Source organism: Prevotella communis (assembly GCF_022024115.1).
GTDB classification, from domain to species: domain Bacteria; phylum Bacteroidota; class Bacteroidia; order Bacteroidales; family Bacteroidaceae; genus Prevotella; species Prevotella communis.
In genome coordinates this window covers 3,258,073-3,282,180 of the sequence record NZ_CP091792.1, presented here as the reverse complement: position 1 = coordinate 3,282,180, position 24,108 = coordinate 3,258,073, and the positions used below count along the sequence as shown (strand labels likewise).

The following is a 24,108-nucleotide window of genomic DNA, read 5'->3' as shown; positions in this document are numbered from 1 at the left end:
CGAGAAACGTCGTTTTGCTGATAGAGAAACGACGAGTTGCTCGTCAAGATACTCTGAAATGGAGATTGTAATTTCTTTTTACTACTTAAATTGCGTCGGGATTTCTTGCTAAATCAATAATATTTTTGAGCTAATTCATTTCATGATTTGAATTAGCTCAAATCATGAAATGAGTTAACTCAAATCATGAAATGAGTTAAGTGAAAATTTTAGGGTCATTTTTGTGCAATATAGTCCTATTAGCAAGAAAATGAGGTCAAAGTGGTTTGTCAAGAAAACTTATTTGCCTTTTTTGCACGAAATCTCATGTCCAGTCAGAAACCATAGGTTAAGGCATCCTATGTCAGGGACTAAGGAGTCGCAAACCTATGACTTAGCAACCGGAAACCATAGAGTTACTACCACTAACTCATAGAGTTCCGGTCTCAAAGTCGCTGTAATCTGTTACAAAGCAATTCTGATCAAGGTGGCCGGAATGCGGTGAGGTGGGAGTGTTGGGGGTCAGAAAAAGTCTCAGTATTATTTGCATGATAAAAAGATTTTACCTATCTTTGCAGCATGCAACGAATTAATCACCTCCTAATCATATTATTCTGCATGGCTATTTGGGCATGCAATGTTTTTATAAACTCCACAATAAGATAATAATCAATTATTGCAGTTTACAAATATGGACAAGTTCAGACCTTTCAAGTTGTTTTTCATGTTGATAGCCATTACCTATTCCATCAGCATGTTTGGTACGGATTATAATCATAACGTTCAGGGTAGTATAGTAGATAATTTCACTAACAAAGGATTAGACAGCGTCTTGGTTACGTTAATGGCCAACGATAGTACTATGCTTAGCACTTGTATGAGTGATGAAGAAGGTTCTTATATGTTTGAGATATCTAAGACTGGTAAGTATATTATTAAGGCAGAGCGAAAAGGATACGAAACATCTTATATGAATTGCGAACTCAGAAGCCAGCGCGAATTCTTTGTGGCTGTGAATTGTATCAGGATGGACAAGATATACCAGCTAAGAGAGGTTACTGTAACTTCCACGAAAATAAAGATGGTGATGAGGGGAGATACCATCGTATATAATGCGGATGCGTTTAACCTTCCTGAGGGTAGTATGCTCGATGCGCTTGTGTCGAAACTCCCGGGAGCCAAGCTCACAAAGGATGGCGAGATATTTGTGAATGGTAAGAAGATTGAAAGTCTGCTTGTAAATGGTAATGGTTTCTTTGCCGGCAACCCAAGAGTAGCATTGGACAATCTGCCTGCTTACACGGTTAATAAGATAAAGGTGTATAATAAAGACGGTGCAGCTTCAAGAATTATGGGGCGTGATATGGGGGATAGGTCCTATGTGATGGACGTGCGATTGAAAAAGGAATATTCCACAGGATACTTAGGAAACTTGGAAGGTGGCCTCGGCTCTGAAGATAGATACAAACTGAAGGCAATTGGACAAAGATTCTCCGAAAGAGATATGGTTCATCTCTATTCCGACATCAATAATATCAACTTGGATCAGCGTGCAGCCCTTGGTGGGGAGGAAACTTCTCCTCAAAGTAATCTTGATGGTCGTATAGCCAAAAAAGAGTTTGGCTTGCAGGCATATAGGTGCTTTGACGATAATATACTCAATTTTATTAGCACTAGTAATAACTACTGCCATACAGGAAGTGATTTGGAGGTAAAGACTAATGGTCAGACTTTCCTGCCAACAGGCGATTCATTTAATCGCAGCAGCTCCTATTCTACAAGCAGTTCTGATCGCCTGACATCAAATAATCAATTCTATTTTCAGAGCTTGCTCAATAAACGGATGTATGCAGATACCGACCTTAATCTCTCTTATCATCATAATAGGGGATTTGGCAGTAATCAGTCAGAAATATCCGATAAGTCGTCTGTGCTCAACAATCTTTTATCTTCAAATAGTATAGAATCCAAGAATCTTGACTTGTATTTCTACAATAAAGAAGGACTGAAGGTTATTGCAGACATGATAAGAGCAGGTGTTGGCTTTTCGTATAACCGCAATACCCAGAAGACTTTTACGTTGGACGATGTACAGTATCCTTCAGGAGCATTACCACGTGACTATCGTAACAATTTCCGTGATCAGACACATCAGAACTTCACGGCTTTTGGTGATGCTTCATACAACTATGGTCTTAGGTATGCAAGTATAGTATTAGAATACAATTACAAATACACATTTAATAAGTCGGACAATATGCTCTATCGACTTGACAAACTATCTGGCAGGGATTCAAGCCAATTTGATTTACTGCCCTCTGCCACAGATGCACTGGCACAGGTAAAAGATGGTGGCAACAGCTATCTTTTTCACGAATATAGGAATGAGCACACCATAAAACTCAGGGGGAATGAGATACCTGTTAAGTTTCTTGCAGCCACGGCAAAGTTTGAAATGCCAATCCATTTTGTAAATGCCAACCTTTACTATGACCGTATGGGCAGGCATCATGTGGGAAAAGCGGAAGCCTTCTTTAATCCGTCACTTAACATCAGGCGATGGAAAGAACATTGGACATGGACTTTTGATGCCAGTATGGGTTCTGAACTGCCCGACCTGACTAACATGGTGAACTATCAGGATGACAGCGATCCCCTCAATATACGTCATGGTAACAGTACGCTGCGCAATATCCATTATTATAACACAAGTGTATCAGTTGAGTATAGAGGCAGTAGGCAGAGAATGGGCAACATCAACATCGGTTACCAGCAAACGGATAATGCCGTAGCCTACGGGCTTACGTTTGACAAGAACACGGGCGTGTCCATCATCAAGCCGCAGAGTGTGAACGGCAACTGGAGGATGAACTTCAGCATGGGCTATACACAGGCTATAGACAACGCACATAAGTGGTCTGTAGATAATCAGCTGTCGGCAGGATATAACCACAATGTGGATCTTGCAACTGTAGAAGGGTACACGGATAGTCGGAGCAGCATTGTTCATAATTATCGATTGGATGATAATATCAAGGTAAATTTCCGGCCTGATGACAGGAATGAGATATGTCTCCATGCCGGTGGTACCTACTATATTATAAAAGGTGAGCGTTCTGGCTTCGAAGACATCAAGGCTGGAGACTACCGCATAGGTATGAATGCTCAGGTGGCTCTTCCATGGAAGTTCAATCTGACAACAGACATGACTATGTATGCCCGTAGAGGATACCAGTCGTCAGATATGAACACAACGGATTGGGTGTGGAATGCGCAGATAACACGCAGTTTCCTCAATGGTAGACTCGTATCAAAACTCACAGGCTTCGATATCCTTCATCAGCTTTCCAACACGCAATATGCTGTTAATGCCCAAGGACGCACGGAAACATGGCATAACTCCATACCACGTTATGTGATGCTCTCACTTGCATGGAGTTTTAATGTGAATCCAGGGAAATAACTTATTAAAGATCTATATATCAATTCTACAAAAAAAATAGTATTATTATGAAACGTATATTATTGTCTTTGTTTATGTGTATTACTGTTTCTATGGTATTTGCACAGACAGGTTTTAAACAGTTGCAGTTCTATACCCAAATGATGGATGGATCTGCTTATTGGGAAAGCTTGCATCAGTATTTTATGAAAGAGCATCATTATCGTTATGCTTGTATTACGTGCCCTTCGTCTGAGCCAGAGTCTTGTCTTCTTATCGGTGATTCAACTCTGACTATCGTGACGCTAGACAAGATGATCTATTCGTATTTGCGTGATAAGAAGTTGGAGAAAAAGCCAAAGATTAGTCAAAAGACATTGTCTGTAAGTAAACGTTTTGTTATAGATCTTTGTAATCTGATAGACTTGGGATCTTTGACTTCTGATGCTTATGAAACCAACAGAATGACTGATGGCACTACGACTTATTTCTTGTCCTATTCCCAGATATATCATTCTTCAAAGACACGTGCAAAGGGGAGTGCTAATGGGGGCAACGAGGCTTCGCAGTTGATGAGGCTATTGAATCAGATTCACGATGCTGTTATTGGTAAGTGTCCTTTTGTGGAGTCTGACCTTATGACACAAATACATAGTCAGCATAAACATCTTTTCACGCTCTTGCCCTCAAACTTTGCTGACCGTGAAATGTACGACTTGTATTTACCCCAAACTCATTGAGTTGTGGATTAGCAATATGGATTTGATAATATATCAGTTCGGGTATAATATTTAATGACTCTAATCAAATTATACCCGAACTGATATAATGTGAGATCACGGAATCTTAAAGTTATGAATTTTGCGATTTGCATAATATGATATGGATAATATGAGAATGAGGATATGTGCGAGCTCTTGTGGTTTACGCAAAAAAGACTTAATCTTGATTTAATTTTTATATCTGTAAGTTTTTCTAAGGGTAGGGACGATTCGTGTTGGCGAAATAATTGGTATTTTTGCAGGCGATAACCAACAAACCGAAGTGATGGCTCGACTCTATCTTTGTTTGCTTCTGGTGCTCTGCTGCATCGACTCGCTGGCTCAACGGCGGCTGGTGGTGGTTGATATGGACCTGCTGGTGCCTGTGGCTGGCGCCAATGTGGTGAGCAGGCAGGGCGTACAGACTACCGACTCGATGGGTGTGGTCTATGTGGCTAAGGACAGTAAGACCATCACCATCTCGCATGTGAACTACGAGAGTCTTATCCTGAACCTGAATAAGGAGGACGGCGATACCATCTATATGCTGTCGAAACTGCTGAACCTGCAGGAGGTGCTGGTGCTTGGAAAAGGTAAACAGCCTGACTACAGGGAACTGAACAAGGGTTTTCAGTTGGATAAGACAGAGGCGCAGTTGGTAGGGGCGAATCCCAGTACAGCCGCCAGTTTCGACCTCGGCAAGGTTATCTCGGCCCTGATTCCTAAGAAATGGCGTTCAAGCTATAAGAAGGCGCAGCGGAAGAAGAGGCTGAAAGAAATACTGGAAGAGTATTAATCTGATTTTATTTCTTACTCGCTACAAGTAGTTTGCACGTCAGCATGATGGTGCGACCTACGAGGTTGGTGGTATGCACGAAGCGGTCGGTATCCACAAACGAGGTGCGTGTGTAATGGCGAATGTCAAGGAGGTTCTCGCCTGTGAGTTTCCATATCGCCCCCTTTGTCTTGTACTGAACAGATGCGGAGAGCATGGAGGCATCCTTGTACTTGCCTGGCTCTATCATGTCGTGCATGAAGTTGCAGGTGCTGCGTATCTCGATAGTGGGTATGGGGAACACGGCCAACGAACCTGTACAGCGCAGATTGTCTGACGACTGGTTAGAGGAACTGGTGCGCAGGAAGTTCTTTCCATAGTCGCCCTTGATATTGGCCTCAAGCCAGGGAACTGGTGTGACGTCGGCCTGCAGCCGCATGCTGTAGCCCGTATGGTAAGAAGTGACAAAACGACTCTGCATCATATACTCACTACTGCCCCACGACACATCGGCATTGGCAGAGAGTTTGGTGAAAAGGGATAGTATATTCTTCGACGCATTGATGCCTCCACTTGCTGAGCGCGAATGGCTGTCGCGGAAGATAGCTGTACTTTCTGTTGCCGTCTGGCTCACCATTCGGGATGAGAGCACATTGCGCTTGCCCTGACTGTAGCTGGCATTGGCACCGAAGGTGAAGTAGCTGAAGGGTATCTGCTTGGTGTATCGGATATCGCTGCTCCACGACTGACTCTTGCCAATCACGCCCGATGCTGCGGAAGTGCTGCGATAGTTTATCTGGACAGGTGTGGTAAGTAGATCCAGGATGTCGCCAGCAGCATTACTAAAACCACTGGAGAAGGTCAGTTCGGAGGTGCCGTTGAAGGTGTAGCGCAGGAATACATGGGGCTCTGCAAACACCTCTGACAATGTGGTGCGCTTGTCGTCGTATTGGGAAAGATAATTCAGGTTCAACAGTTTCATGTTGAGACCCAGAGATGAATAGAGCTTCTTGTCGGCCGATGTCCACGAAACAGAGGGATTAATGCTGGGCACGAGTTTCCATCCGCTCATCCGCTGACTCTGGTTAGCGACGTCTGGTTTTGTGAGTCCGGTCTCAATGAAATTGTAGTTGGCTGTGAGGTCCACAGGCATATCAATCTTCCACTTGCGACCCAGTTTTATTTGTAGTGACGTGCCATGACGTGTGTTGAGCTGGGAACTCTGACCTCTCTGTGCACTTTCGTTCATCAGCATCAATACCTCGGGTGTGCGGATGAATTCAATATTGCTGGTAAACGACAGTTTTCGCTTGCCAAGGCGTATGGTTGCCCAAAGGCTGTTGTGCAGATTGATTGAGGTGGCATCTCTGTGCTGACTATTCAACACAATGTCATTGTCTCCTTCTGAGTGTGTCAGGGAAGGGTTCTCGTTCGTGAGAAACTGTGCCTTTGCGCTGAAGGTGTCAGAGAAATAATGATTGCTGGCATTGTCTTCAAACCTCACGCTGAACATAGGCCGATGAGACTTGGAAAGGGGAGCGATGGACTCCGCGATATAAATGTTCTCACCACCTGCAAAATAGTAGGCCTCAGAACTGGCGCTACTGTTCATGCGTTCGTAAGTGTAGTCGGCATTGACCCTGACCTGTCGCACGCTGTCAATCTTCTGTATGGCGTTGAGGCTGCCATAGCCGTTTGTGCGATAGATGGACTCGCCCACGCCACTACCTGCCTGTCCCCATCCAGGGAGCTTGTTGGTAGCCAGTGAGCCGAAACTGTCGCCGCCATTGTGATTAACCATATCGTAGAGACCAAAGTTGCCGTTGTTGCTGTATTTTCCAGAAGCAAGCAACTGGAAGTTGTCGGTGAACATCATCTCCGTGGCACCTGCTGCATATAAAAGCTTGTCCTCCCTGATACCAACGCCCAACTCTGGTTGCCCAAATGGCTTGAACTGTGCCTTTTTGCTCAGCTTTATATTGATTGCTACGGCATCGCTCTCCTCGTCGGCATCTATCTTGCGATGCTTGTGGTGTTTCATGATATCCACCTGGGTGGCAAACTCAGCAGGAATATTCTTCGTGGCAAGGTTATAACGACCGCCAAGCATGTTGAGCCCACCAATGTAAAAATCGGAAATACCCTTGCCCATGTAGCTGATGGCACCATTATCCGCAATGCTGATGCCTGGCAGGTTCTTTAAACCGTCTTCAAGTGTTACGTCACCTTTCTTGAGGAAGGAGGCAAGGTTGTAGGAGAGCGTGTCGCCCCTCATCTTCAGCGGGTCTGGCTTCACCATCACCTCTTTCAGCGAAACTTCCTTCGGCGTCAGCGTCATGTCCACCTTGATAGCTTTCTCCTTGAGCGTTAGTTTTTTCGACTCCTTCTCATAGCTGACGTGGTTGAACTGAAGTATGACCTCCCCGCTGGGCGCACTCTTCAATCCTATCACATACTCGCCCTTCACGTTGGTGCTGGTAAATGCCAATGTCTTCGTGCCGCTCGTCAGCTTCACGATGACATCGCTCACGGGTTTGCTGTGCAGGTCGGTCACCCGTCCCGTCACTCGCACCTGCGCCGAGACATTGATGGCCAGTGCTATATATAATATAATGTAGAGGAGTCGTTTCATAAGGGTCTTATTCTATTTCCAACGGCTGGTACACATGAGCCTTTGTCAGTAAGGGAAAGCCGTCAGCATACGCAAACTGTTGGCTACCTAAGTTGATGACGGTCATGTGATGGATGCTCCCGCCTAAGGACAGGGTGCCACCGTTAAGGTTGGGCACGTGGAAGAGGGGATTCTTAGCATATTGGCGATTGCCAAACACATCGCTGCGATGCTTCAGTAATTTGGCGTATGTCATGCGCTGTACGTTGGGACTCTTCTCAGGTGCCGTGATGGGCGTATGGTTCTGTCTTAACTCCGCAAGGCAGAACGTGTGTGCCTCATTCTCCGCCTTGATAATCAATCCTGGCAGTCCGCGCAGTCGCCATGGTCCTGCAGATGACGGAATCTCCTCGGTATAGCATACTGTCCAGGTGACGCCTCGGAACGTTGCTGTGGCCTGCTGACAGAAGTATCCGTTAATGGTTACAGTATCGTCGGTGAGCGTCCACGCAATGTCGGGTGTCGGCTCAATGCCCTCAAACTCATGTGGGAAAATCCTGTCGCGCACGGTGGTCTGTCCGTTGGGCAAGCCTGTCCATACCGTCGGCATGTGCATCAGCGTCTCCTGATGTTCTGCCATGATCAGGTCTTCCTCCTCTATTGTCTCGTTTGTCTTCATGTAGGCCGAGCGCGGCATCGACTTCGTCACCGTCCGTCCCACCTGCACCACGAGCTGCATCTTGTCCGTGACGGGTGTGCCCTCGTCGTTCTGCGTTCTGCACTCATAGTCGTACAAAGCCACAAACTGCGCCGTATCAATTGTCTCTGTTTGTCCCTGCGCTCCTATCGTCAGCGCGAGGGTAAGGCAGGTCACTAAGATTTTTCTCATTGTTCTGACAATTCTAATGGTTGATACACATGTGCTTCGTTGGCTTTGCGCTCAGAATTGTAATGCACAAAGTAGCCGTTGATGAGGCTGCCGTCGTCGGTATATATTTCATCTGCCGAGTTCCTGTTGGTGACATAGTATAAAGGATTCTTTGCGTAGTTCTTGTTGCCGAATACTTTGAGGCGGTTCTTGATAAGTTTCGCCTCAGAGGTTTTTATGGTGATGGCGCTGGTCTCGTAGTAGATGGGGGCTGCAATGTGCTGGACATCAGTGAGTGTGAAGTGGTGGATGCTGTCCACACTCACGGCCTCGACAATAAGGCCTGGCAGTCCGCAGAGTTTCCAAGGGCCTGCCGTTGTGGGTATATCCTCGTCGTATCGCACCGTCCAACGCTGCCCGTGCAACAAGCAGGTGGCCTGTGAGTTGTCTGCCAATTCCCATTTGATGGGGATGCGTTCCTCCTTGGTCTCATAGATAGTAGGCACGATGGCATCGCGCACGGTTACCTTGCCATCGGGATAGTTCGCCCAAACCTCTGGCATGAAGCAATACGATTCTGCCTTGAACTGTGGAAACTCATCGTCGCCGATGAAGTCCCAACCTTCCAGAAACTCTAGTTTCCCATCGGTACCCTTGCGGCTACGCATGTCCGTGTTGCCTGCGGCCCATTGTCTTTCCATACGATATTTCCGATAGGGGAAACTTCGTGTGCAATGCTGTCCCACCTGTACGCAGAGCTTCATTCGGTCTGTTACGGCCTTGCCCTCTGCGTCCTGTGTCCTGCACTCATAGTCGTACACGGCCACGAGTCTCGATGTGTCAATGCTGTCTTGGTGGATTTTTACTGTGGTTATCGAAGCCATGATGGCGTCCACTCCATCGAGTTCCTGTCCCTGTGCTCCTATTGTCAGCCCAAGGATAAACATGGTTGCTATCAACTTCTTCATATGCATGGTGATTAATTCTAGTTCTGTCATAATAACGGAAAGAACTGGTGTTTATTGTCAAAGAATCATCAAGGTGGTGAAGTTTTTCGCTTTGCTCAAGGAACTTCTGACACTAGCCATAAAAAATAAATGATTTCCTTTTGCATTTCACTCGCTTTTTTGTAACTTTGCACACAAACTAATCAAAACGGCAAATGAAAACTAACTACGAAATACGTTATGCTGCTCATCCTGAGGATGCCCGCCATTATGACACTGCACGTCTGCGCCGCGATTTCCTCATAGAACACCTGTTTGTTGGGGACGAGGTGAACATGGTGTATTCTATGTACGACCGTATGGTGGTGGGGGGTGCTATGCCTGTGAACGAGGTGTTGCCCCTGGAGGCTATCGACCCGTTGAAGGCACCGTTCTTCACCACCCGTCGTGAGGTGGGTATATATAATATAGGTGGAACGGGTGTCGTGAAAGTTGGTGACGAGAGCTTCGAACTGGGCTATAAGGAGGCTCTCTATATAGGACGAGGTGACCGTGAGGTGACTTTTGCGTCGAAAGATGCGCAGAAGCCTGCCCTCTTTTACTTCAACTCCACAACAGCGCATGCCGCATATCCCTGTAAGAAGGTGACGAAGGCGGATGCTGTGGTGGCTCATATGGGTGCCCTGGAGACGAGCAACGAGCGTAACATCAACAAGATGCTGGTGAACCAGGTGCTGCCCACCTGTCAGTTGCAGATGGGTATGACGGAATTGGCTACTGGTAGCGTGTGGAACACGATGCCGGCACATGTGCACAGTCGTAGGATGGAGGCTTACTTCTATTTCGAGTTGCCCGAGGACCAGGCCGTCTGCCACTTTATGGGTGAACCGCAGGAGACGCGCCATATCTGGATGCATAACCAGCAGGCGGTGCTCTCGCCTGAATGGAGCATCCACTCTGCCGCTGCCACGCATAACTATACCTTTATATGGGGTATGGGTGGTGAGAACCTGGACTACGGAGACCAAGACTTTTTTGACATAAAGGATCTGAAATAAGGTTTTAAAAATAATACTGTTTAACATATAATAAATCAAGTAAAATGGCAAATTTGTTTTCATTAGAGGGTAAGAATGCGTGGATCACTGGCGCATCTTACGGTATCGGTTTCAACATCGCAAAGGCTTTCGTGGCTGCAGGTGCTAAGACCATTGTCTTTAACGACATCAACGAGGCTGCCCTGCAGCGTGGTTTGGACAACTACAAGGAGGCTGGCATCGAGAACGTGAAGGGTTATGTGTGTGACGTGACCGACGAGAAAGCTGTGAAGGCTCTCGTTGAGAAGATTCACGCTGAGGTAGGTCAGATTGATATTCTGGTGAACAATGCCGGTATCATCAAGCGTATTCCTATGCACGAGATGAAGCGCGAGGAGTTCCAGCAGGTTATCGATGTGGACCTGGTTGCTCCTTATATCTGTGCAAGTGCTGTGATTCCTGAGATGATGGAGCGTCGCGAGGGTAAGATTATCAATATCTGCTCTATGATGAGTGAACTGGGTCGTGAAACTGTGAGCGCCTACGCTGCTGCTAAGGGTGGCTTGAAGATGCTGACCCGTAATATCTGCTCAGAGTATGGTGAGTACAACATCCAGTGTAACGGCATTGGCCCGGGTTACATCGCAACACCTCAGACAGCACCTCTGCGCGAGCGTCAGCCCGACGGCAGTCGTCATCCGTTTGATTCATTCATCTGCGCTAAGACTCCTGCAGGCCGTTGGCTCGATCCTTCAGAGTTGGGTGGACCTGCAGTCTTCCTGGCCTCTCATGCATCAGATGCAGTGAACGGTCATGTGCTCTATGTGGATGGTGGTATTCTGGCCTACATCGGAAAACAGCCTAAATAAAGGAAAATGCAACGTAAAGAAAATCCGGATTGAAAAAATTCGGATTTTTTTACGTCAAAATCCATTGTTATATTATTCTTTTTTTGTATCTTTGCAAACGATTTCGGTTACCAATTTCGGGAAACTTTTTGGAATCGAAAAATCAAAAAGTTGTCCAAAACGGATAACTTGCTGAAGACCAAGAACCTAAAAAATAATGATTAAATAATATAATAATGGAAATCAAGAACTTTACCATCACGAAGCGAGATGGCTCTAAGGATCGCTTCTCTCTTGACAAGATTATGAACGCTATTACGAAGGCGTTCGAGAGTGTTGAAGAACCTGCTGATTTGGGTGCTATTTCTAAGATTATCAGTCACTTAGATATTCATGATGATATCAAGGTGGAGGATATCCAGAACCAGGTCGAGGAGGCGCTGATGCGTGAGGGTTACTTCAAGGTGGCAAAGTCTTTTATCCTGTACCGTCAGGAGCATACGGAGGATCGTGAGACGCTGGAGAAGATGATGTTCCTCTCTGAATATATGGAGGAGTCGAAGAATGCAGCAACTGGTTCAAAGTATGACGCCAATGCAAACGTGGAGCACAAAAATATTGCAACTTTGATTGGTGAACTGCCTAAGTCAAACTTCATCCGTCTGAACCGTCGTCTGCTGGTTGACCGCATCAAGAAAATGTATGGCAAGCAGTTGGCTGATGAGTATATCGACAAGCTGACACACCACTTTATATATAAGAACGACGAGACATCGCTGGCTAACTACTGTGCCTCTATTACGATGTACCCCTGGCTTATCGGTGGCACACTGGCTATCGGCGGTAACTCTACGGCTCCTACGAACCTGAAGTCTTACTGCGGTGGCTTCGTGAACATGGTGTTTATGGTCAGCTCTATGTTGAGTGGCGCCTGTGCCACGCCTGAGTTCTTGATGTACATGAACTACTTCATTGGCAAGGAGTTTGGTCTGGACTACTGGAAACGTGCCGACGAGGTGGTTGACCTCTCACTGAAGCGTCGTACGCTCGACAAGGTGATTACGGACTACTTTGAGCAGATTGTATATTCGCTGAACCAGCCCACAGGTGCACGCAACTATCAGGCTGTGTTCTGGAACGTGGCTTACTATGATAAGTATTATTTCCAGAGCATCTTCGGTGAGTTCTACTTCCCCGATGGCTCTCAGCCCGACTGGGACGGTCTGTCTTGGCTGCAGAAACGCTTCATGAAGTGGTTCAACAAGGAGCGCACGAAGACCTTGTTGACCTTCCCTGTAGAGACCATGGCGCTGCTGGTTGACGAGAATGGTGAGTGCCGCGATAAGGAGTGGGGCGAGTTTACTGCCGAAATGTATAGCGAGGGTCACTCGTTCTTCACCTATATGAGTGACAATGCTGACTCTCTGAGCTCTTGCTGTCGTCTGCGCAATGAGATTACGGACAATGGCTTCAGCTACACACTGGGTGCCGGTGGCGTTTCTACGGGTTCTAAGTCTGTGCTGACCATCAACCTGAACCGTTGTATCCAGTATGCGGTAAACAATAAGATTGACTATCTGGAGTTCCTGGGTGGCGTTATCGACCTCTGCCACAAGGTGCAGACGGCCTACAACGAGAACCTGAAGGAGTTGCAGAGCCACGGCATGCTGCCTCTGTTTGATGCCGGTTATATCAACATCAATCGCCAGTATCTCACCATCGGTATCAACGGCCTGGTAGAGGCTGCCGAGTTCATGGGTCTGAAGATTACGCCAAACGATGAGTATCAGAAGTTTGTTCAGGGTATCCTGGGGCTGATTGAGAAGTATAACAAGCAGTATCGCACCAAGGAACTGATGTTCAACTGTGAGATGATTCCTGCAGAAAACGTAGGTGTGAAGCATGCTAAGTGGGACCGTGAGGATGGTTATTTCGTGCCACGCGACTGCTACAACTCTTACTTCTACGTGGTAGAGGACGACTCACTGAGCGTTATCGATAAGTTCAAGTTGCACGGCGCTCCTTATATCGAGCACCTCACAGGTGGTTCTGCCCTGCATATGAACCTGGATGAGCACCTGTCGAAGGAGCAGTATCTGAAGCTGCTGAAGGTGGCTGCTAAGGAGGGATGTAACTACTTCACATTCAATATCCCCAACACCGTATGTAACGAGTGTGGATATATCGACAAGCGCTACCTGCACGAGTGTCCGAAGTGTCACTCTAAGAACGTGGACTACATGACGCGTATCATTGGCTATCTGAAGCGTGTGAGCAATTTCTCACAGGCTCGCCAGGAAGAGGCTTCACGTCGTTTCTACGCACATGCGGAGTAATATTTAATGCTTATCATTAAAAATGCTGAAGTACGTAAATACTGGAGTTGTTTTTCAGGAGATACCCGACGAGGTGACGCTGGCTATCAATATCAGCAACTGTCCCTGTCGGTGTCCGGGCTGTCACAGCCATTATCTCTGGGACGATATAGGTATTCCCCTTACTACCGAGGCGCTCGATGATTTTGTTGAGCGCTTCGGTACGGATATCACCTGCTTCGCCTTCATGGGAGGTGATGCGGATCCGAAGGGAGTCAACCGCTTGGCGCAGTATATTCACGAGACGTATTCTGAATATAAGGTGGCGTGGTATAGTGGTCGCCTGCGTGTGGCGCCCGAGGTGAGGAAGACCGATTTCGACTATATCAAGATAGGTCCTTATATCCGTCACCTAGGACCGCTGAAGAGTCCTACCACCAATCAGCGTCTCTATCGGAAGACGGAGAGCGGAGATTTTGAGGATATCACCCACCGCTTTTGGCGCAAGGTGGCGCTATAGGAAGGTGGTTATACAAGACATAAAAAAAGATGCACAAGAGAGAATCCTGTGCATCTTTTTTCTTGGTACCCCGACCGAGAATCGAACTCGGAACTAAGCTTTAGGAGAGCCTTGTTATATCCATTTAACTATCAGGGCCCATTGGTTTTTGCGCGGCAAAGGTACTACTTTTTAGTGAAGAGTGAAAAGTGAAGAGTGAAAAATTTGCTACCGCTATACATTTATTAACAAAATTGTATGTGCGGCAGCAAATTTTTCACTCTTCACTATTACCTTTTACCTTAGAAGGTCAGTGTGTTGAGATTACCCTTGCTGTCCTTCTTTTTCTTGCTGCCAAAGGCAATGTTCATACCCATATTGAAGCTGACATTGCTGTTGAGGGGAACCATGTTGGCACCGGTCTTGCCGATGATATGGTCCATACCAAGGAAGAAGTTGAAGCCAGAAGGATGCACGTTGAGTACCCAACCCATGGTGGTGCAGAAAGAGGTCATGCCTAAGTTGATACCACCATTGAGCCAGTTCAGAGGAGCTACGTTGGCACTGAGGCGCCAGTCATTCCAGTTATAGATACCATCGAAGTGGTGGGTGTACAGGGCACCAGCACTCAGCTTGTCGTAGAAAGGCATGGGGTATTCCAGACCTACGCGTACGGTAGATGCCAGGCCAGTGGTCTTGCCACCCTTGTCGGGCTTTTCTTCCAAGTTGGCAAAGTCGGCCAGGTCGTCGCTGATATCATCGCCACCATTATCAAACTTACCATCCTTATACTTCATTTGGAAACCTTCGAATACGAATGGGTTGCCAGATGACTCTGCCACCATGGTGTTGCTCCAGCTGATGAAGCCAAGGTCGGTCAGCGCAAGGCTTACCTTCAGACCGTCGAGCCAGTCAACAGAACAATCCTTGAACTCGTAGATACCACCAAGGTCAAAACCGAGACCCCATCCGCCGATGCCGGCACCGTCGGTATCAATACCTGTTACTTCATCATAGTACTTGCCTGGAACGGACTTGTACTCCTTGTGCTTGGTCTTGAACTTACCGCCTTTCATATTGATCTCACCCTTGGCCTTACCTTCAAGAATCCACTGGTTGTTGTCGTTGAGCTGGGCATGCATGCCTTCCATAGACAGGTCGGCATAGGCTGCACCAAGCAGGATCTTTACCTTGGCACCAACGCGCAGGTTGTCGAAGATCTGACGAGAGTGGCCTAATCCTAATTCGGCATAACCCCAGGCGCGGGCACCCATATCGTCGAAGTAGTAGTCCTTGTTGCTCATGCTCTTGGCGAAATCGAAGAAAGAGTAGGGCATTGACATAGCGAAGTGGTTGCGCTCCTTGAGTTCAACGGTATTGTAACCGCCCATACCCTTGAAGCCTACTGATACAATGGGGATGTCCATGTCGAAAATCAGGTTGTTACCGTCCTTGTCGAATCCCTTCATGGCTTCATCGTAGGAGATGTCAGGATGCAGGAATGTGGTGGTCTTCTTGGCACCGGGCTTCTTGCCGTAGTCGGGGTTCTTGAAGAGCACGTCGCCTACGCCAAACGAGCCTTGCAACTTGAAGTTGAAGTTACCCAGGACAGGGATAGCTACATAGCCCTGGTCATTGCCATAGGCAGGGTTCATATCGTGACGATACTTGAAGTCGTCTGTGAAGTAGGCCGAAGTCAAGTCTTGCGCCATCATAGTGCCAGCCGTTGCAGTCAGTACTGCGGCCATGATATATCTTTTGAATGATGTTTTCATATCCTATATAATATATGGTGAATAAATTCTTTTCGCTTTCACTAATATGTCAAGACTTATTTCTTGTCGTCTTTCTTCTTGTCAGCATCGATAGAGATCTCACTGTTGACGCTGATCTTCAAGTCGTTGATATTGATGTAGTGGTTGTCCTTGTTGAGCGTGGTAGCATCCTTGGAGACAGCCGTAGCCTTGAACTTGATGCCGTCGAACTTCACATCCTTCAGGTTGACATTAGCGTCCTTTGTCAGTGTGATCTTCAGGTCGCTTGGTGTCTTGTCGGTCAGGTTAGACTTGATGGTATTGGCAGAAACCAGCTTGATACCTTTCAGGGCATTGCCGTCGACGTCAATGGCTGTGGGGTCGAGGGTCAACTCCAGCGGACTGTTGTTGGTTACCTTACCGGTAATAACCAGTTCTGCTTCTCCACGCAGGTCAATATCGTTCTCGTCAATGTCCTCGTAGAAACCATCTGTCTTGTCATCATAAACAATTGTAGAACCTGCTTCCAGAGACAACGGAGCCTTGAAGCTATAGCTGGTAGAGATGGTGTAAGGAGTTCCCAGTTTGATGGTGCCGGCCTTGGTCTTGTCTACACGGGCATTAGCCTTAAACGTCACCTTCTCAGGAATCTTTGTCATCAGGTCTGACAGGTTTTCTACGACGTACACCTTCGTGTAGTCTTGATAAGGCTCATTCTTGGGCTGACGGCAAATCAGAATCTTGGAGTTCTTCTTGCGTGGGATCTCGATATTGCTAATCTTAACCTCGCTGGTGGTTCCGTTGTTGAAAGTAGAGGTGAGCGTACCGTCGACAACAGCATCGAGGTCCACGTCGCTATTGATGTTCAGTGTGATCTGTGGGTCGGTAAGGGTGATGTTGACCTGTGGATCGTCCAGGAAGTCAGGCACATCCTTACTGTTAATCTTAATGTCGCCAATATCGTCTAAGTCGATTTTGGGGTCGAACTTACCCGTGGCGCTGGTAATCTTCACGGTAGTAATAGATGTGATACCGTTGATCTGCATCTTGGTAATGTCGCTTGAGCTGTTCTTCTTTACCAGGTCTGGGTATGTCACGTCTACCTTGACATCACCAAGCATCGTGATGTTTCCATTTTGGATGACAAGCTTGTTGGCTGCGTCAATCTCCTGGAATTTCAGACTCTTAAGCTTTACCTTGGAGTAGATGGTCGAGTTTGTGGCAACTTCGCCAAATCTCAGTTTGTTGCCAACCAATGTGCCTTGGGTAGGTTCCTCTAGTGTCATATAAGCAGGGAACTCAATGTCGAACGAGGTAAACTTGTCAATGAATCCCTGAAGATGGGTATTGAAGTTAACGATAATAGTTGCTTCTCCCTCAACCTCCGCAGTTGTCAGGTCTAAAACGTCGTCGGGTTTGGCTGCACTATAGTTAAACGTGTTAAGTGCTTTGGAGATGCTACCGGCTGTGCCAGTCAATGTTGTTCCTACAGGTAAGAGGTCAAAACCGGCAGGTTTCTCAGAAGGACCGATAAAAGGATCCTCGTCCTTAGATGTCTTCTCTGACACATTGATGATGTCAACCTGTGGATGGGCAGGATCAGCGGCATCGCCCTGCTTGAAGAACTCATAGTCGCCATTGGCTGTGGTGCTGATACAATCGTCATCCTTCAAGTCAAGCACGTCACCAAGGGTAATCTTTTCTGCCTGGCCAAGGGGAACGGTGAAATTGTTGAGCTTCACACCGATAGTGGTGTCTACTTCGCCTACGTCAATGCTGTCGTCGGTAGAACATCCTGCCAACGTCAAGCCGCCTGCTAAGAAGCAGCATGATAGCATCTTAATCTGCATCTTTTTTAGTTCCATATTCTTAAGTTTTTAATTATTTGTGAAATCAGGATAGTTGATTCTTTGGATTATTTTGCAAATTTAAATAATTTTAATGAAAGTACCAAATGTTACGCGGATTATTTTTCTTTTTGACGTAAAAAATGTTTGATTTTAGATATGAATTGTCTCTTTTTCTATGAAAAAGCATAAAAAAAATAGCGCATTTATTAAAAATAAGGATTGTATTGGCAAGGGAGAGAGATTTTTTTTGTACCTTTGTACCCATTATTATAAGGAGAAAGCAAAATGGAATCAAAATTGGTAATCTACAATACGCTGACGCGTCAGAAGGAACGTTTCGAACCACTTCATGCTCCCAATGTGGGTATGTATGTCTGTGGTCCTACTGTTTATGGTGATCCTCATCTGGGACATGCCCGTCCTGCTATCACATTTGACCTGGTGTTCCGTTATCTGAAGCACCTGGGATACAAGGTGAGATATGTGAGAAATATCACCGACGTAGGCCACTTGGAGCACGATGCTGACGAGGGCGAGGACAAGATTGCCAAGAAGGCTCGTCTGGAACAGTTGGAGCCTATGGAGATTGCCCAGTACTACACCAACCGCTATCATCAGTATATGGATGCGCTGAATGTGCTGCGTCCCTCTATTGAACCTCATGCTACTGGTCATATCATTGAGCAGCAGGAGTTGGTACAGCAGATCCTGGATAATGGATTTGCCTACGAGAGCAATGGCTCCATCTATTTCGATATTGAGGCTTATAACAAGAAGTTCAAGTATGGCATCCTCTCTGGTCGCTCACTGGAGAATATCAAGGACGAGAGTCGTGAGCTGGCTGGCGTAGGCGAGAAGCGCAACCAGGCTGACTTTGCCCTGTGGAAGAAAGCACAGCCCGAGCATATCATGCGCTGGCCTTCACCCTGGAGCGATGGTTTCCCCGGTTGGCACTGTGAGTGCACGGCTATGGGCAGGAAGTATCTGGGCGAGGAGTTTGATATTCACGGTGGTGGCATGGATCTGATCTTCCCTCATCACGAGTGTGAGATTGCCCAGGCACAGGCCTCTATGGGACATCCCGCTGTGAAATACTGGATGCACAACAATATGCTGACGATTAATGGTCAGAAGATGGGTAAGTCGTACAACAACTTCATTACCTTGGAGCAGTTCTTCACTGGTAATCATCCGTTGTTGGAAAAAGCCTACTCGCCCATGACCATCCGTTTCTTCGTGCTCTCTGCCCATTATCGTGGCACGGTGGACTTCTCAAACGAGGCTCTTGTTGCTGCCGAGAAGGGATTGGAGAAACTGATGAATGCTATCAGCGACCTGGAGCGCGTACAGGTGAGCGACAAGTGTGATGCCGAGACGGAGAAGGTTGTCAAGGCTTTGCGCCAGAAGTGCTATGATGCGATGAATGACGACCTTGCCACACCTCAGGTAATCAGTAACCTGTTTGAGGCTTGCACCGTTATCAATAAACTGATTGACCACAAGGCTACCATCTGTGCTGACTGCCTGAAGGAACTCAAGGAGACGATGCATCTCTTTACTGAGGATATCCTGGGTTTGAAGGCTGAGAAGAGTGGCTCAAATGATAGTCGTGAGGAGGCCTTCGGAAAGGTGGTTGACATGGTGCTCGACCTGCGTGCCAAGGCTAAGGCCAATAAAGACTGGGCCACTTCCGACCAGATTCGTGACGCCCTTGCTGCTGCCGGCTTTGAGGTAAAGGATACCAAGGACGGTGCCACCTGGCGACTGAATAAGTAGGAGAAAAGAAAGGAGGAATATCTTATGAGACGTGTTGCATTTGTTCTGGTTACTGTTATAACCAGTGTTGCTGCTTATGCACAACTGGAAGTCAAGGAACTGAAACTGAGTAACGGCATGACCGTTTGGCTGAATGAGGATCACTCTCAGCCAAAGGTCTTTGGTGCCGTTGTGGTGAAGGCGGGTGCCAAGGATTGCCCCAACACGGGTATTGCCCATTATTTCGAACATATCATGTTCAAGGGCACCGACCGTATCGGCACGACCGGCTATGCTGCAGAGAAGCCTTGGCTTGACAGTATCTCCGCGCAATACGATCTTCTCAGTCAGACGAAGGATGAGGCTATTCGTACACGTATTCAGAAACATATTAATGAACTGAGTATCAAGGCGGCCGACTATATCATTCCGAATGAGTACAGCCGTTTGATTTCAAAATATGGTGGCAGTTCGCTGAATGCTGGTACTGGTCAGGACCTGACCTATTATCATAACTCGTTCCTGCCTCAGTTCATGGAACAGTGGTGCTGGCTTAACTCAGAACGTCTCATGACACCCGTATTCCGTGGTTTTCAGGGTGAACTGGAGAATGTGTATGAAGAGAAAAACCGTGCCGCCGATGACATGGGCGATGTGCAGGATAAGATTTTCAAGGCTGTGTTTAAGACACAACCCTATGCGTATCCGGTCCTGGGCTCTACGGAGAACCTGAAGAATCCACGCCTGTCGGATATGGCGGCATTCTTCAAAAAATATTATGTGGCTTCGAATATGTGTCTGATTCTTTGTGGTGATGTCAGACCTGACGCAGCGTTGGTGACGTTACTGGAAAAGACCTTCGGACGCGTACAGACAGGTCCTGTGCCAGAGCGTCGTAAGAGTCCGATGCCTGCGATTGAGGCGGGCGACCGTCAGCAGATAAAACTGCCCATTCCGCTTATCGGTGCTGAGGCTTTGGTGTTTAAGGCTCCCACGGAATATGAGGCTGATGCCAACGCCCTGGATTTGGCTAATATGCTGTTATATAATGGCAAGGCAGGACTTCTTGATTCCTTGACCAATGAGCATAAGGTGCTGGTGTCTGCGGCAATGACCGCAGGACTGGATGATGCAGCTGGTTCGGCTATTATCGTCATTCCCAATCTCTTTGGCAAGATGAAGAAGGCTGAGGGACGTGTGTTGGAACAGGTTCAGCAGGTGATGGACGGTAACTTCAGTGAAGAGCAGGTGGAAATCCTGAAACAGCAGATGCTGATGGATGCACAGCGGGAGCTGGAGACCATCAGCAGCAGGTCTCAGCGCATGGTGATGACTTTCTCAAAGGGACGCTCCTGGCAGGATGTGCTGGATAAAATAGAGGGCATACGCCGACTGACGAAGGCTGATGTGGTGGCTGCGGCAAGGAAATACTATGGTGGCAACTATATCACATTGTCCAAGAAATACGGTACGCCCAAAAAGGAGACTCTGAAACAGCCAGGCTATAAGCCGGTCAGTCCGAAGAACCTGGATGCGAAGTCGGCTTTCGCCCTACAGTTGGAACAGATACCTGTCAAGGATATGGCTGTGCGCACGGTTGATTTCGGACAGGATATCGAGATAAAGCCACTCAATAATCATGTGACGCTATATTACAAGGATAACCCCGTCAATGATGTGTTCACATTCACTTTACGTTATAAGGATGGTGAACTCCATACCCCAGCGCTTAGCGTGTTGGGCTCCTGTCTGTCACAGTTGGGCACAGATTCCTTGAACAGACAGCAGCTGGGTCAGGCCTGGCAGCGTATCGGTGCCACGATGGAGGTGGTGCCTGGCGATGTGGCCTTCAGTATCAACCTTACTGGTCCTGATAAGCAACTGGTGCCTGCCCTGCGGTTATTGGCTCATTTCCTGCGTTCGGCAAAGGGAGATCAAAAGGCCCTCAAAGATGCGAAGGATGAGGATAGGATAGACCGTAAGAGTTTTGGTAAACAGAAAGACGACGTGTTGCGACCAGCAATACATCGTATCGCTTACGGAGAAAGGTCGTCTTACCTCAAGCAGTTGAGCAGGAAAGAGGTGAAGGCTCTGAAGAACGAGGACCTGATGGCCCTTTTCCGTGAGTTGCAGCAGTATGACTGTGAGCTCTTTTACTGCGGACGCCAGCCTATTGAGTATGTTGCTGCTCAGGCACAACAGGCGCTTCCCTTGAGTCAGTGCACGAAACCCCAGGCTGACACCTTCCGTCCTTTCCTGCAGTATGACGAGCCTGTGGTCTATTTCTATCATGTCCCAAAGTCGCGCCAGAACTATATTGTCAGCTATGATGCCATCGGGGCGTTGCCTACACAGGAAGAACGCGTGAAGTTCAAGCTGTGGGATGAGTATTTCGGAGGTGGCATGTCGTCTGTGCTTTTCCAGAATGTGCGTGAGTTCCGCTCGTTGGCTTATGCTACAGGAGGAAGTGCTTTTACTACAAGTCTTGCGCAGCATTCCGATGCGTCTCAAGGTTATGTCACTGTTACTGGCACGCAGGCCGACAAGACGCTGGAGGCTCTCTCTACCGTTGACTCCCTGCTGCGTCAGTTGCCCATGAAGGAGAACAATCTTGAGGCGGCGCGTCAGAGTGTGCTGAATGATATCCAGAATAACTATCCCACCTTCCGTACATTGGGCAAATATGTGGCCAACCAACTAAGGGATGGGTATGTGTCGGATCCCAATACCGGTATTGCCCGTGGGATTCCTTCTGTCACGTCACAGGATATCATGCAGTTCCATCAAAAGCATGTCACTTCAAATAAGAACCGGATATGGATTGTTATCGGTGACAGGAAACTTACTGATATGAAGGCTCTTGCCCGATATGGCAAAGTGGTGGAACTGAGGAAAGAGGATGTGTATCGGTAAGGATTATTCTAGGTTAAGAAATGACTTGCCATACAAAGAAAGATATTCTTTCTTTTTGCTATTCGCTGACTTATTCGTACCTTTGCAGGCAGAATGAATGAGACATTAAAGGATTTTGAAATCATGGCGCCCGTGGGGAGCCGCGATTCTTTGGCTGCAGCCCTGAAGGCTGGAGCTGATTCGGTATATTTTGGCGTGGAGCAGTTGAACATGCGCTCGCATTCTGCCAACCACTTTACGATTGATGATTTACGTGAAATCGCTGCCACTTGTAATGAGGCTGGCGTGAAGACTTATCTCACCGTGAATACGATTATCTATGGTGAGGATATCGAGACGATGCATCAGATTGTGGATGCGGCCGTTGAGGCAAAGATATCTGCCGTCATTGCCTGCGATATCGCGGTGATGACCTACTGTCGTCAGAAGGGGATGGAGGTGCATCTTAGCACACAATTGAATATCTCTAATGTGGAAGCCCTGAAGTTCTATGCCCAGTTTGCTGATGTGGTGGTGCTGGCTCGCGAGCTTCGTATGGACCAGGTGGCAGAAATCTACCGTCAGATAGAAGAGCAGCATATCTGTGGTCCCAGTGGTGAACTGGTACGCATAGAGATGTTCTGTCACGGTGCGTTGTGCATGGCCGTGAGTGGTAAGTGCTATATGAGTCTTGACAATACAGGGCGTTCGGCTAACCGTGGTGCTTGTATGCAGATATGTCGCCGCTCGTACATCGTCACAGACAGGGAGACCGGTACCGAACTTGAGATAGACAATAAGTATATCATGAGTCCTAAGGACCTGAAAACCGTTCGTTTCATCGATAAGATGATGAAGAGCGGCGTGCGTGTCTTTAAGATAGAGGGCCGTGCCCGTGGTCCTGAATATGTGCTTACTGTGGTGCAATGCTATAAGGAGGCTATCCAGAGTGTGCTCGACGGCACTTTCACAGAGGAGAAGAAAGATGCCTGGGATGAGCGTCTGGCAACCGTCTTCAACCGTGGTTTCTGGGATGGTTACTACCAGGGACAGACGCTGGGTGAGTGGAACTCAAACTACGGTTCTAATGCTACGGAGCGCAAGAAGTATATTGGCAAGGGCGTGAAATATTTCTCAAAACTGGGCGTGGCTGAGTTTGCTGTAGAGGCTGGCACCTTCAGCGTGGGTGACAAAATGCTTATCACTGGTCCTACGACGGGAGCGCTTTACGTCACCGTTGATGAGATTCATGATGATACCAGCAGTGTGCAGACAGCCCAACAGGGCACACGTGTCAGCATCAAGGTGCCCGAGAAGGTGCGCCCAAGCGATAAACTATTTAAGATAATAAAGAACAATGACAATTAACGAACGACAAGACGAGGTTATAGAGGAATTCCAGGGGTTTGATGACTGGATGGATAAGTATCAGTTACTTATCGATCTGGGCAATGAACAGGCGCCTCTTGATGAGAAATATAAAGTGGAGAGCAACCTGATTGACGGTTGTCAGAGCCGAGTATGGCTGCAGGCCGACTATGAGGACGGAAAAATTCATTTCCAGGCAGAGAGTGATGCTCTTATCGTGAAGGGTATTGTGGCACTGCTTATCCGCGTGCTCAATGATTCGACACCTCAGGAGATTCTGGATGCCGACCTCTATTTTATTGAGCAGATTGGCTTGAAGGAACATCTGTCGCCAACACGCAGCAATGGTCTGCTGGCCATGGTGAAACAGATACGCATGTATGCGCTGGCTTTCTCCCAGCGTTAAG

Annotated in this window: 16 protein-coding genes and 1 tRNA gene; 11 read left to right on the top strand and 6 right to left on the bottom strand. The window is 47.4% G+C overall.

The genetic code is table 11. The annotated features are described in order from the left end of the window. Window positions 1–670 precede the first annotated feature (670 nt). From L6468_RS13590 to L6468_RS13580, 3 genes are all read left to right on the top strand, one after another. On the top strand, window positions 671–3,442 hold the full coding sequence (locus tag L6468_RS13590; protein WP_237793610.1) for a TonB-dependent receptor: 2,772 nt from the start codon (window positions 671–673) through the stop codon (window positions 3,440–3,442). A gap of 47 nt (window positions 3,443–3,489) precedes the next feature. Continuing rightward, window positions 3,490–4,161, top strand: coding sequence for a hypothetical protein (locus L6468_RS13585; RefSeq protein ID WP_237793609.1), 672 nt, complete (start codon window positions 3,490–3,492; stop codon window positions 4,159–4,161). Window positions 4,162–4,468: 307 nt separating this feature from the next. After that, window positions 4,469–4,978: a peptidase associated/transthyretin-like domain-containing protein gene (locus L6468_RS13580; protein WP_237793608.1), complete on the top strand. Its 510-nt coding sequence runs from the start codon at window positions 4,469–4,471 to the stop codon at window positions 4,976–4,978. A 7-nt stretch (window positions 4,979–4,985) separates the two neighbouring features. On the opposite strand, the gene L6468_RS13575 is transcribed toward L6468_RS13580, so the two are convergent. The 3 genes from L6468_RS13575 to L6468_RS13565 are packed head-to-tail and all read right to left on the bottom strand — an operon-like array spanning window position 4,986 to window position 9,404. Further along, window positions 4,986–7,589: a carboxypeptidase-like regulatory domain-containing protein gene (locus L6468_RS13575; protein WP_237793607.1), complete on the bottom strand. Its 2,604-nt coding sequence runs from the start codon at window positions 7,587–7,589 to the stop codon at window positions 4,986–4,988. A gap of 7 nt (window positions 7,590–7,596) precedes the next feature. After that, window positions 7,597–8,457 (bottom strand): GLPGLI family protein, encoded by an 861-nt coding sequence (locus L6468_RS13570; RefSeq protein ID WP_237793606.1) that lies wholly within the window; start codon window positions 8,455–8,457, stop codon window positions 7,597–7,599. Beyond that, window positions 8,454–9,404, bottom strand: coding sequence for a GLPGLI family protein (locus L6468_RS13565; RefSeq protein ID WP_237793605.1), 951 nt, complete (start codon window positions 9,402–9,404; stop codon window positions 8,454–8,456). The genes L6468_RS13570 and L6468_RS13565 overlap by 4 nt, the downstream gene beginning before the upstream one ends. 194 nt (window positions 9,405–9,598) lie before the next feature. On the opposite strand from L6468_RS13565, the gene kduI reads away from it, so the two are divergent. The 4 genes from kduI to nrdG all read left to right on the top strand — a co-directional run bounded on the left by kduI (window position 9,599) and on the right by nrdG (window position 14,103). Next, window positions 9,599–10,441: a 5-dehydro-4-deoxy-D-glucuronate isomerase gene (gene kduI / locus L6468_RS13560; RefSeq protein WP_237793604.1), complete on the top strand. Its 843-nt coding sequence runs from the start codon at window positions 9,599–9,601 to the stop codon at window positions 10,439–10,441. A gap of 44 nt (window positions 10,442–10,485) precedes the next feature. Further along, window positions 10,486–11,289: a gluconate 5-dehydrogenase gene (locus L6468_RS13555; protein WP_091813650.1), complete on the top strand. Its 804-nt coding sequence runs from the start codon at window positions 10,486–10,488 to the stop codon at window positions 11,287–11,289. 215 nt (window positions 11,290–11,504) lie between these two features. Next, complete coding sequence (gene nrdD, locus L6468_RS13550; protein ID WP_237793603.1) at window positions 11,505–13,604, top strand: anaerobic ribonucleoside-triphosphate reductase; 2,100 nt, start codon at window positions 11,505–11,507, stop codon at window positions 13,602–13,604. Window positions 13,605–13,626: 22 nt separating this feature from the next. After that, window positions 13,627–14,103, top strand: a complete 477-nt coding sequence (nrdG, locus tag L6468_RS13545) for an anaerobic ribonucleoside-triphosphate reductase activating protein (RefSeq protein WP_237793602.1) — start codon at window positions 13,627–13,629, stop codon at window positions 14,101–14,103. A gap of 63 nt (window positions 14,104–14,166) precedes the next feature. Here the strand turns inward: nrdG and L6468_RS13540 are convergent. The 3 genes from L6468_RS13540 to L6468_RS13530 form a co-directional block, all read right to left on the bottom strand. Then, window positions 14,167–14,241: transfer RNA gene (locus tag L6468_RS13540), tRNA-Arg, on the bottom strand. Between the two features lie 143 nt (window positions 14,242–14,384). Next, on the bottom strand, window positions 14,385–15,857 hold the full coding sequence (locus tag L6468_RS13535; RefSeq protein WP_237793601.1) for a DUF5723 family protein: 1,473 nt from the start codon (window positions 15,855–15,857) through the stop codon (window positions 14,385–14,387). Window positions 15,858–15,913: 56 nt separating this feature from the next. After that, window positions 15,914–17,701 (bottom strand): hypothetical protein, encoded by a 1,788-nt coding sequence (locus L6468_RS13530; protein ID WP_237793600.1) that lies wholly within the window; start codon window positions 17,699–17,701, stop codon window positions 15,914–15,916. Window positions 17,702–17,971: 270 nt separating this feature from the next. Here L6468_RS13530 and cysS point away from each other — a divergent pair, with 270 nt between their 5' ends. The 4 genes from cysS (at window position 17,972) to L6468_RS13510 (ending at window position 24,107) form a co-directional block, all read left to right on the top strand. After that, window positions 17,972–19,462: a cysteine--tRNA ligase gene (cysS, locus tag L6468_RS13525; protein ID WP_091813664.1), complete on the top strand. Its 1,491-nt coding sequence runs from the start codon at window positions 17,972–17,974 to the stop codon at window positions 19,460–19,462. A gap of 24 nt (window positions 19,463–19,486) precedes the next feature. Next, window positions 19,487–22,354 carry a M16 family metallopeptidase gene (locus L6468_RS13520; protein ID WP_237793599.1) on the top strand — a complete coding sequence of 956 codons (2,868 nt, stop codon included), beginning with the start codon at window positions 19,487–19,489 and terminating at the stop codon, window positions 22,352–22,354. 93 nt (window positions 22,355–22,447) lie between these two features. Beyond that, the gene (locus tag L6468_RS13515; RefSeq protein ID WP_091813671.1) at window positions 22,448–23,701 is read left to right on the top strand and encodes a U32 family peptidase; all 1,254 of its coding nucleotides are present in this window, start codon (window positions 22,448–22,450) and stop codon (window positions 23,699–23,701) included. After that, window positions 23,691–24,107, top strand: a complete 417-nt coding sequence (locus L6468_RS13510; RefSeq protein WP_091813673.1) for a SufE family protein — start codon at window positions 23,691–23,693, stop codon at window positions 24,105–24,107. The genes L6468_RS13515 and L6468_RS13510 overlap by 11 nt, the downstream gene beginning before the upstream one ends. Window position 24,108: the final 1 nt, after the last annotated feature.

Excerpts from the sequence above, each read along its gene's own strand:
- L6468_RS13590 (WP_237793610.1), top strand. The coding sequence starts at position 671 with ATGGACAAGTTCAGACCTTTCAAGTTGTTTTTCATGTTGATAGCCATT.
- L6468_RS13585 (WP_237793609.1), top strand. The coding sequence starts at position 3,490 with ATGAAACGTATATTATTGTCTTTGTTTATGTGTATTACTGTTTCTATG.
- L6468_RS13580 (WP_237793608.1), top strand. The coding sequence starts at position 4,469 with ATGGCTCGACTCTATCTTTGTTTGCTTCTGGTGCTCTGCTGCATCGAC.
- L6468_RS13575 (WP_237793607.1), bottom strand. The coding sequence starts at position 7,589 with ATGAAACGACTCCTCTACATTATATTATATATAGCACTGGCCATCAAT.
- L6468_RS13570 (WP_237793606.1), bottom strand. The coding sequence starts at position 8,457 with ATGAGAAAAATCTTAGTGACCTGCCTTACCCTCGCGCTGACGATAGGA.
- L6468_RS13565 (WP_237793605.1), bottom strand. The coding sequence starts at position 9,404 with ATGAAGAAGTTGATAGCAACCATGTTTATCCTTGGGCTGACAATAGGA.
- kduI (WP_237793604.1), top strand. The coding sequence starts at position 9,599 with ATGAAAACTAACTACGAAATACGTTATGCTGCTCATCCTGAGGATGCC.
- L6468_RS13555 (WP_091813650.1), top strand. The coding sequence starts at position 10,486 with ATGGCAAATTTGTTTTCATTAGAGGGTAAGAATGCGTGGATCACTGGC.
- nrdD (WP_237793603.1), top strand. The coding sequence starts at position 11,505 with ATGGAAATCAAGAACTTTACCATCACGAAGCGAGATGGCTCTAAGGAT.
- nrdG (WP_237793602.1), top strand. The coding sequence starts at position 13,627 with ATGCTGAAGTACGTAAATACTGGAGTTGTTTTTCAGGAGATACCCGAC.
- L6468_RS13535 (WP_237793601.1), bottom strand. The coding sequence starts at position 15,857 with ATGAAAACATCATTCAAAAGATATATCATGGCCGCAGTACTGACTGCA.
- L6468_RS13530 (WP_237793600.1), bottom strand. The coding sequence starts at position 17,701 with ATGGAACTAAAAAAGATGCAGATTAAGATGCTATCATGCTGCTTCTTA.
- cysS (WP_091813664.1), top strand. The coding sequence starts at position 17,972 with ATGGAATCAAAATTGGTAATCTACAATACGCTGACGCGTCAGAAGGAA.
- L6468_RS13520 (WP_237793599.1), top strand. The coding sequence starts at position 19,487 with ATGAGACGTGTTGCATTTGTTCTGGTTACTGTTATAACCAGTGTTGCT.
- L6468_RS13515 (WP_091813671.1), top strand. The coding sequence starts at position 22,448 with ATGAATGAGACATTAAAGGATTTTGAAATCATGGCGCCCGTGGGGAGC.
- L6468_RS13510 (WP_091813673.1), top strand. The coding sequence starts at position 23,691 with ATGACAATTAACGAACGACAAGACGAGGTTATAGAGGAATTCCAGGGG.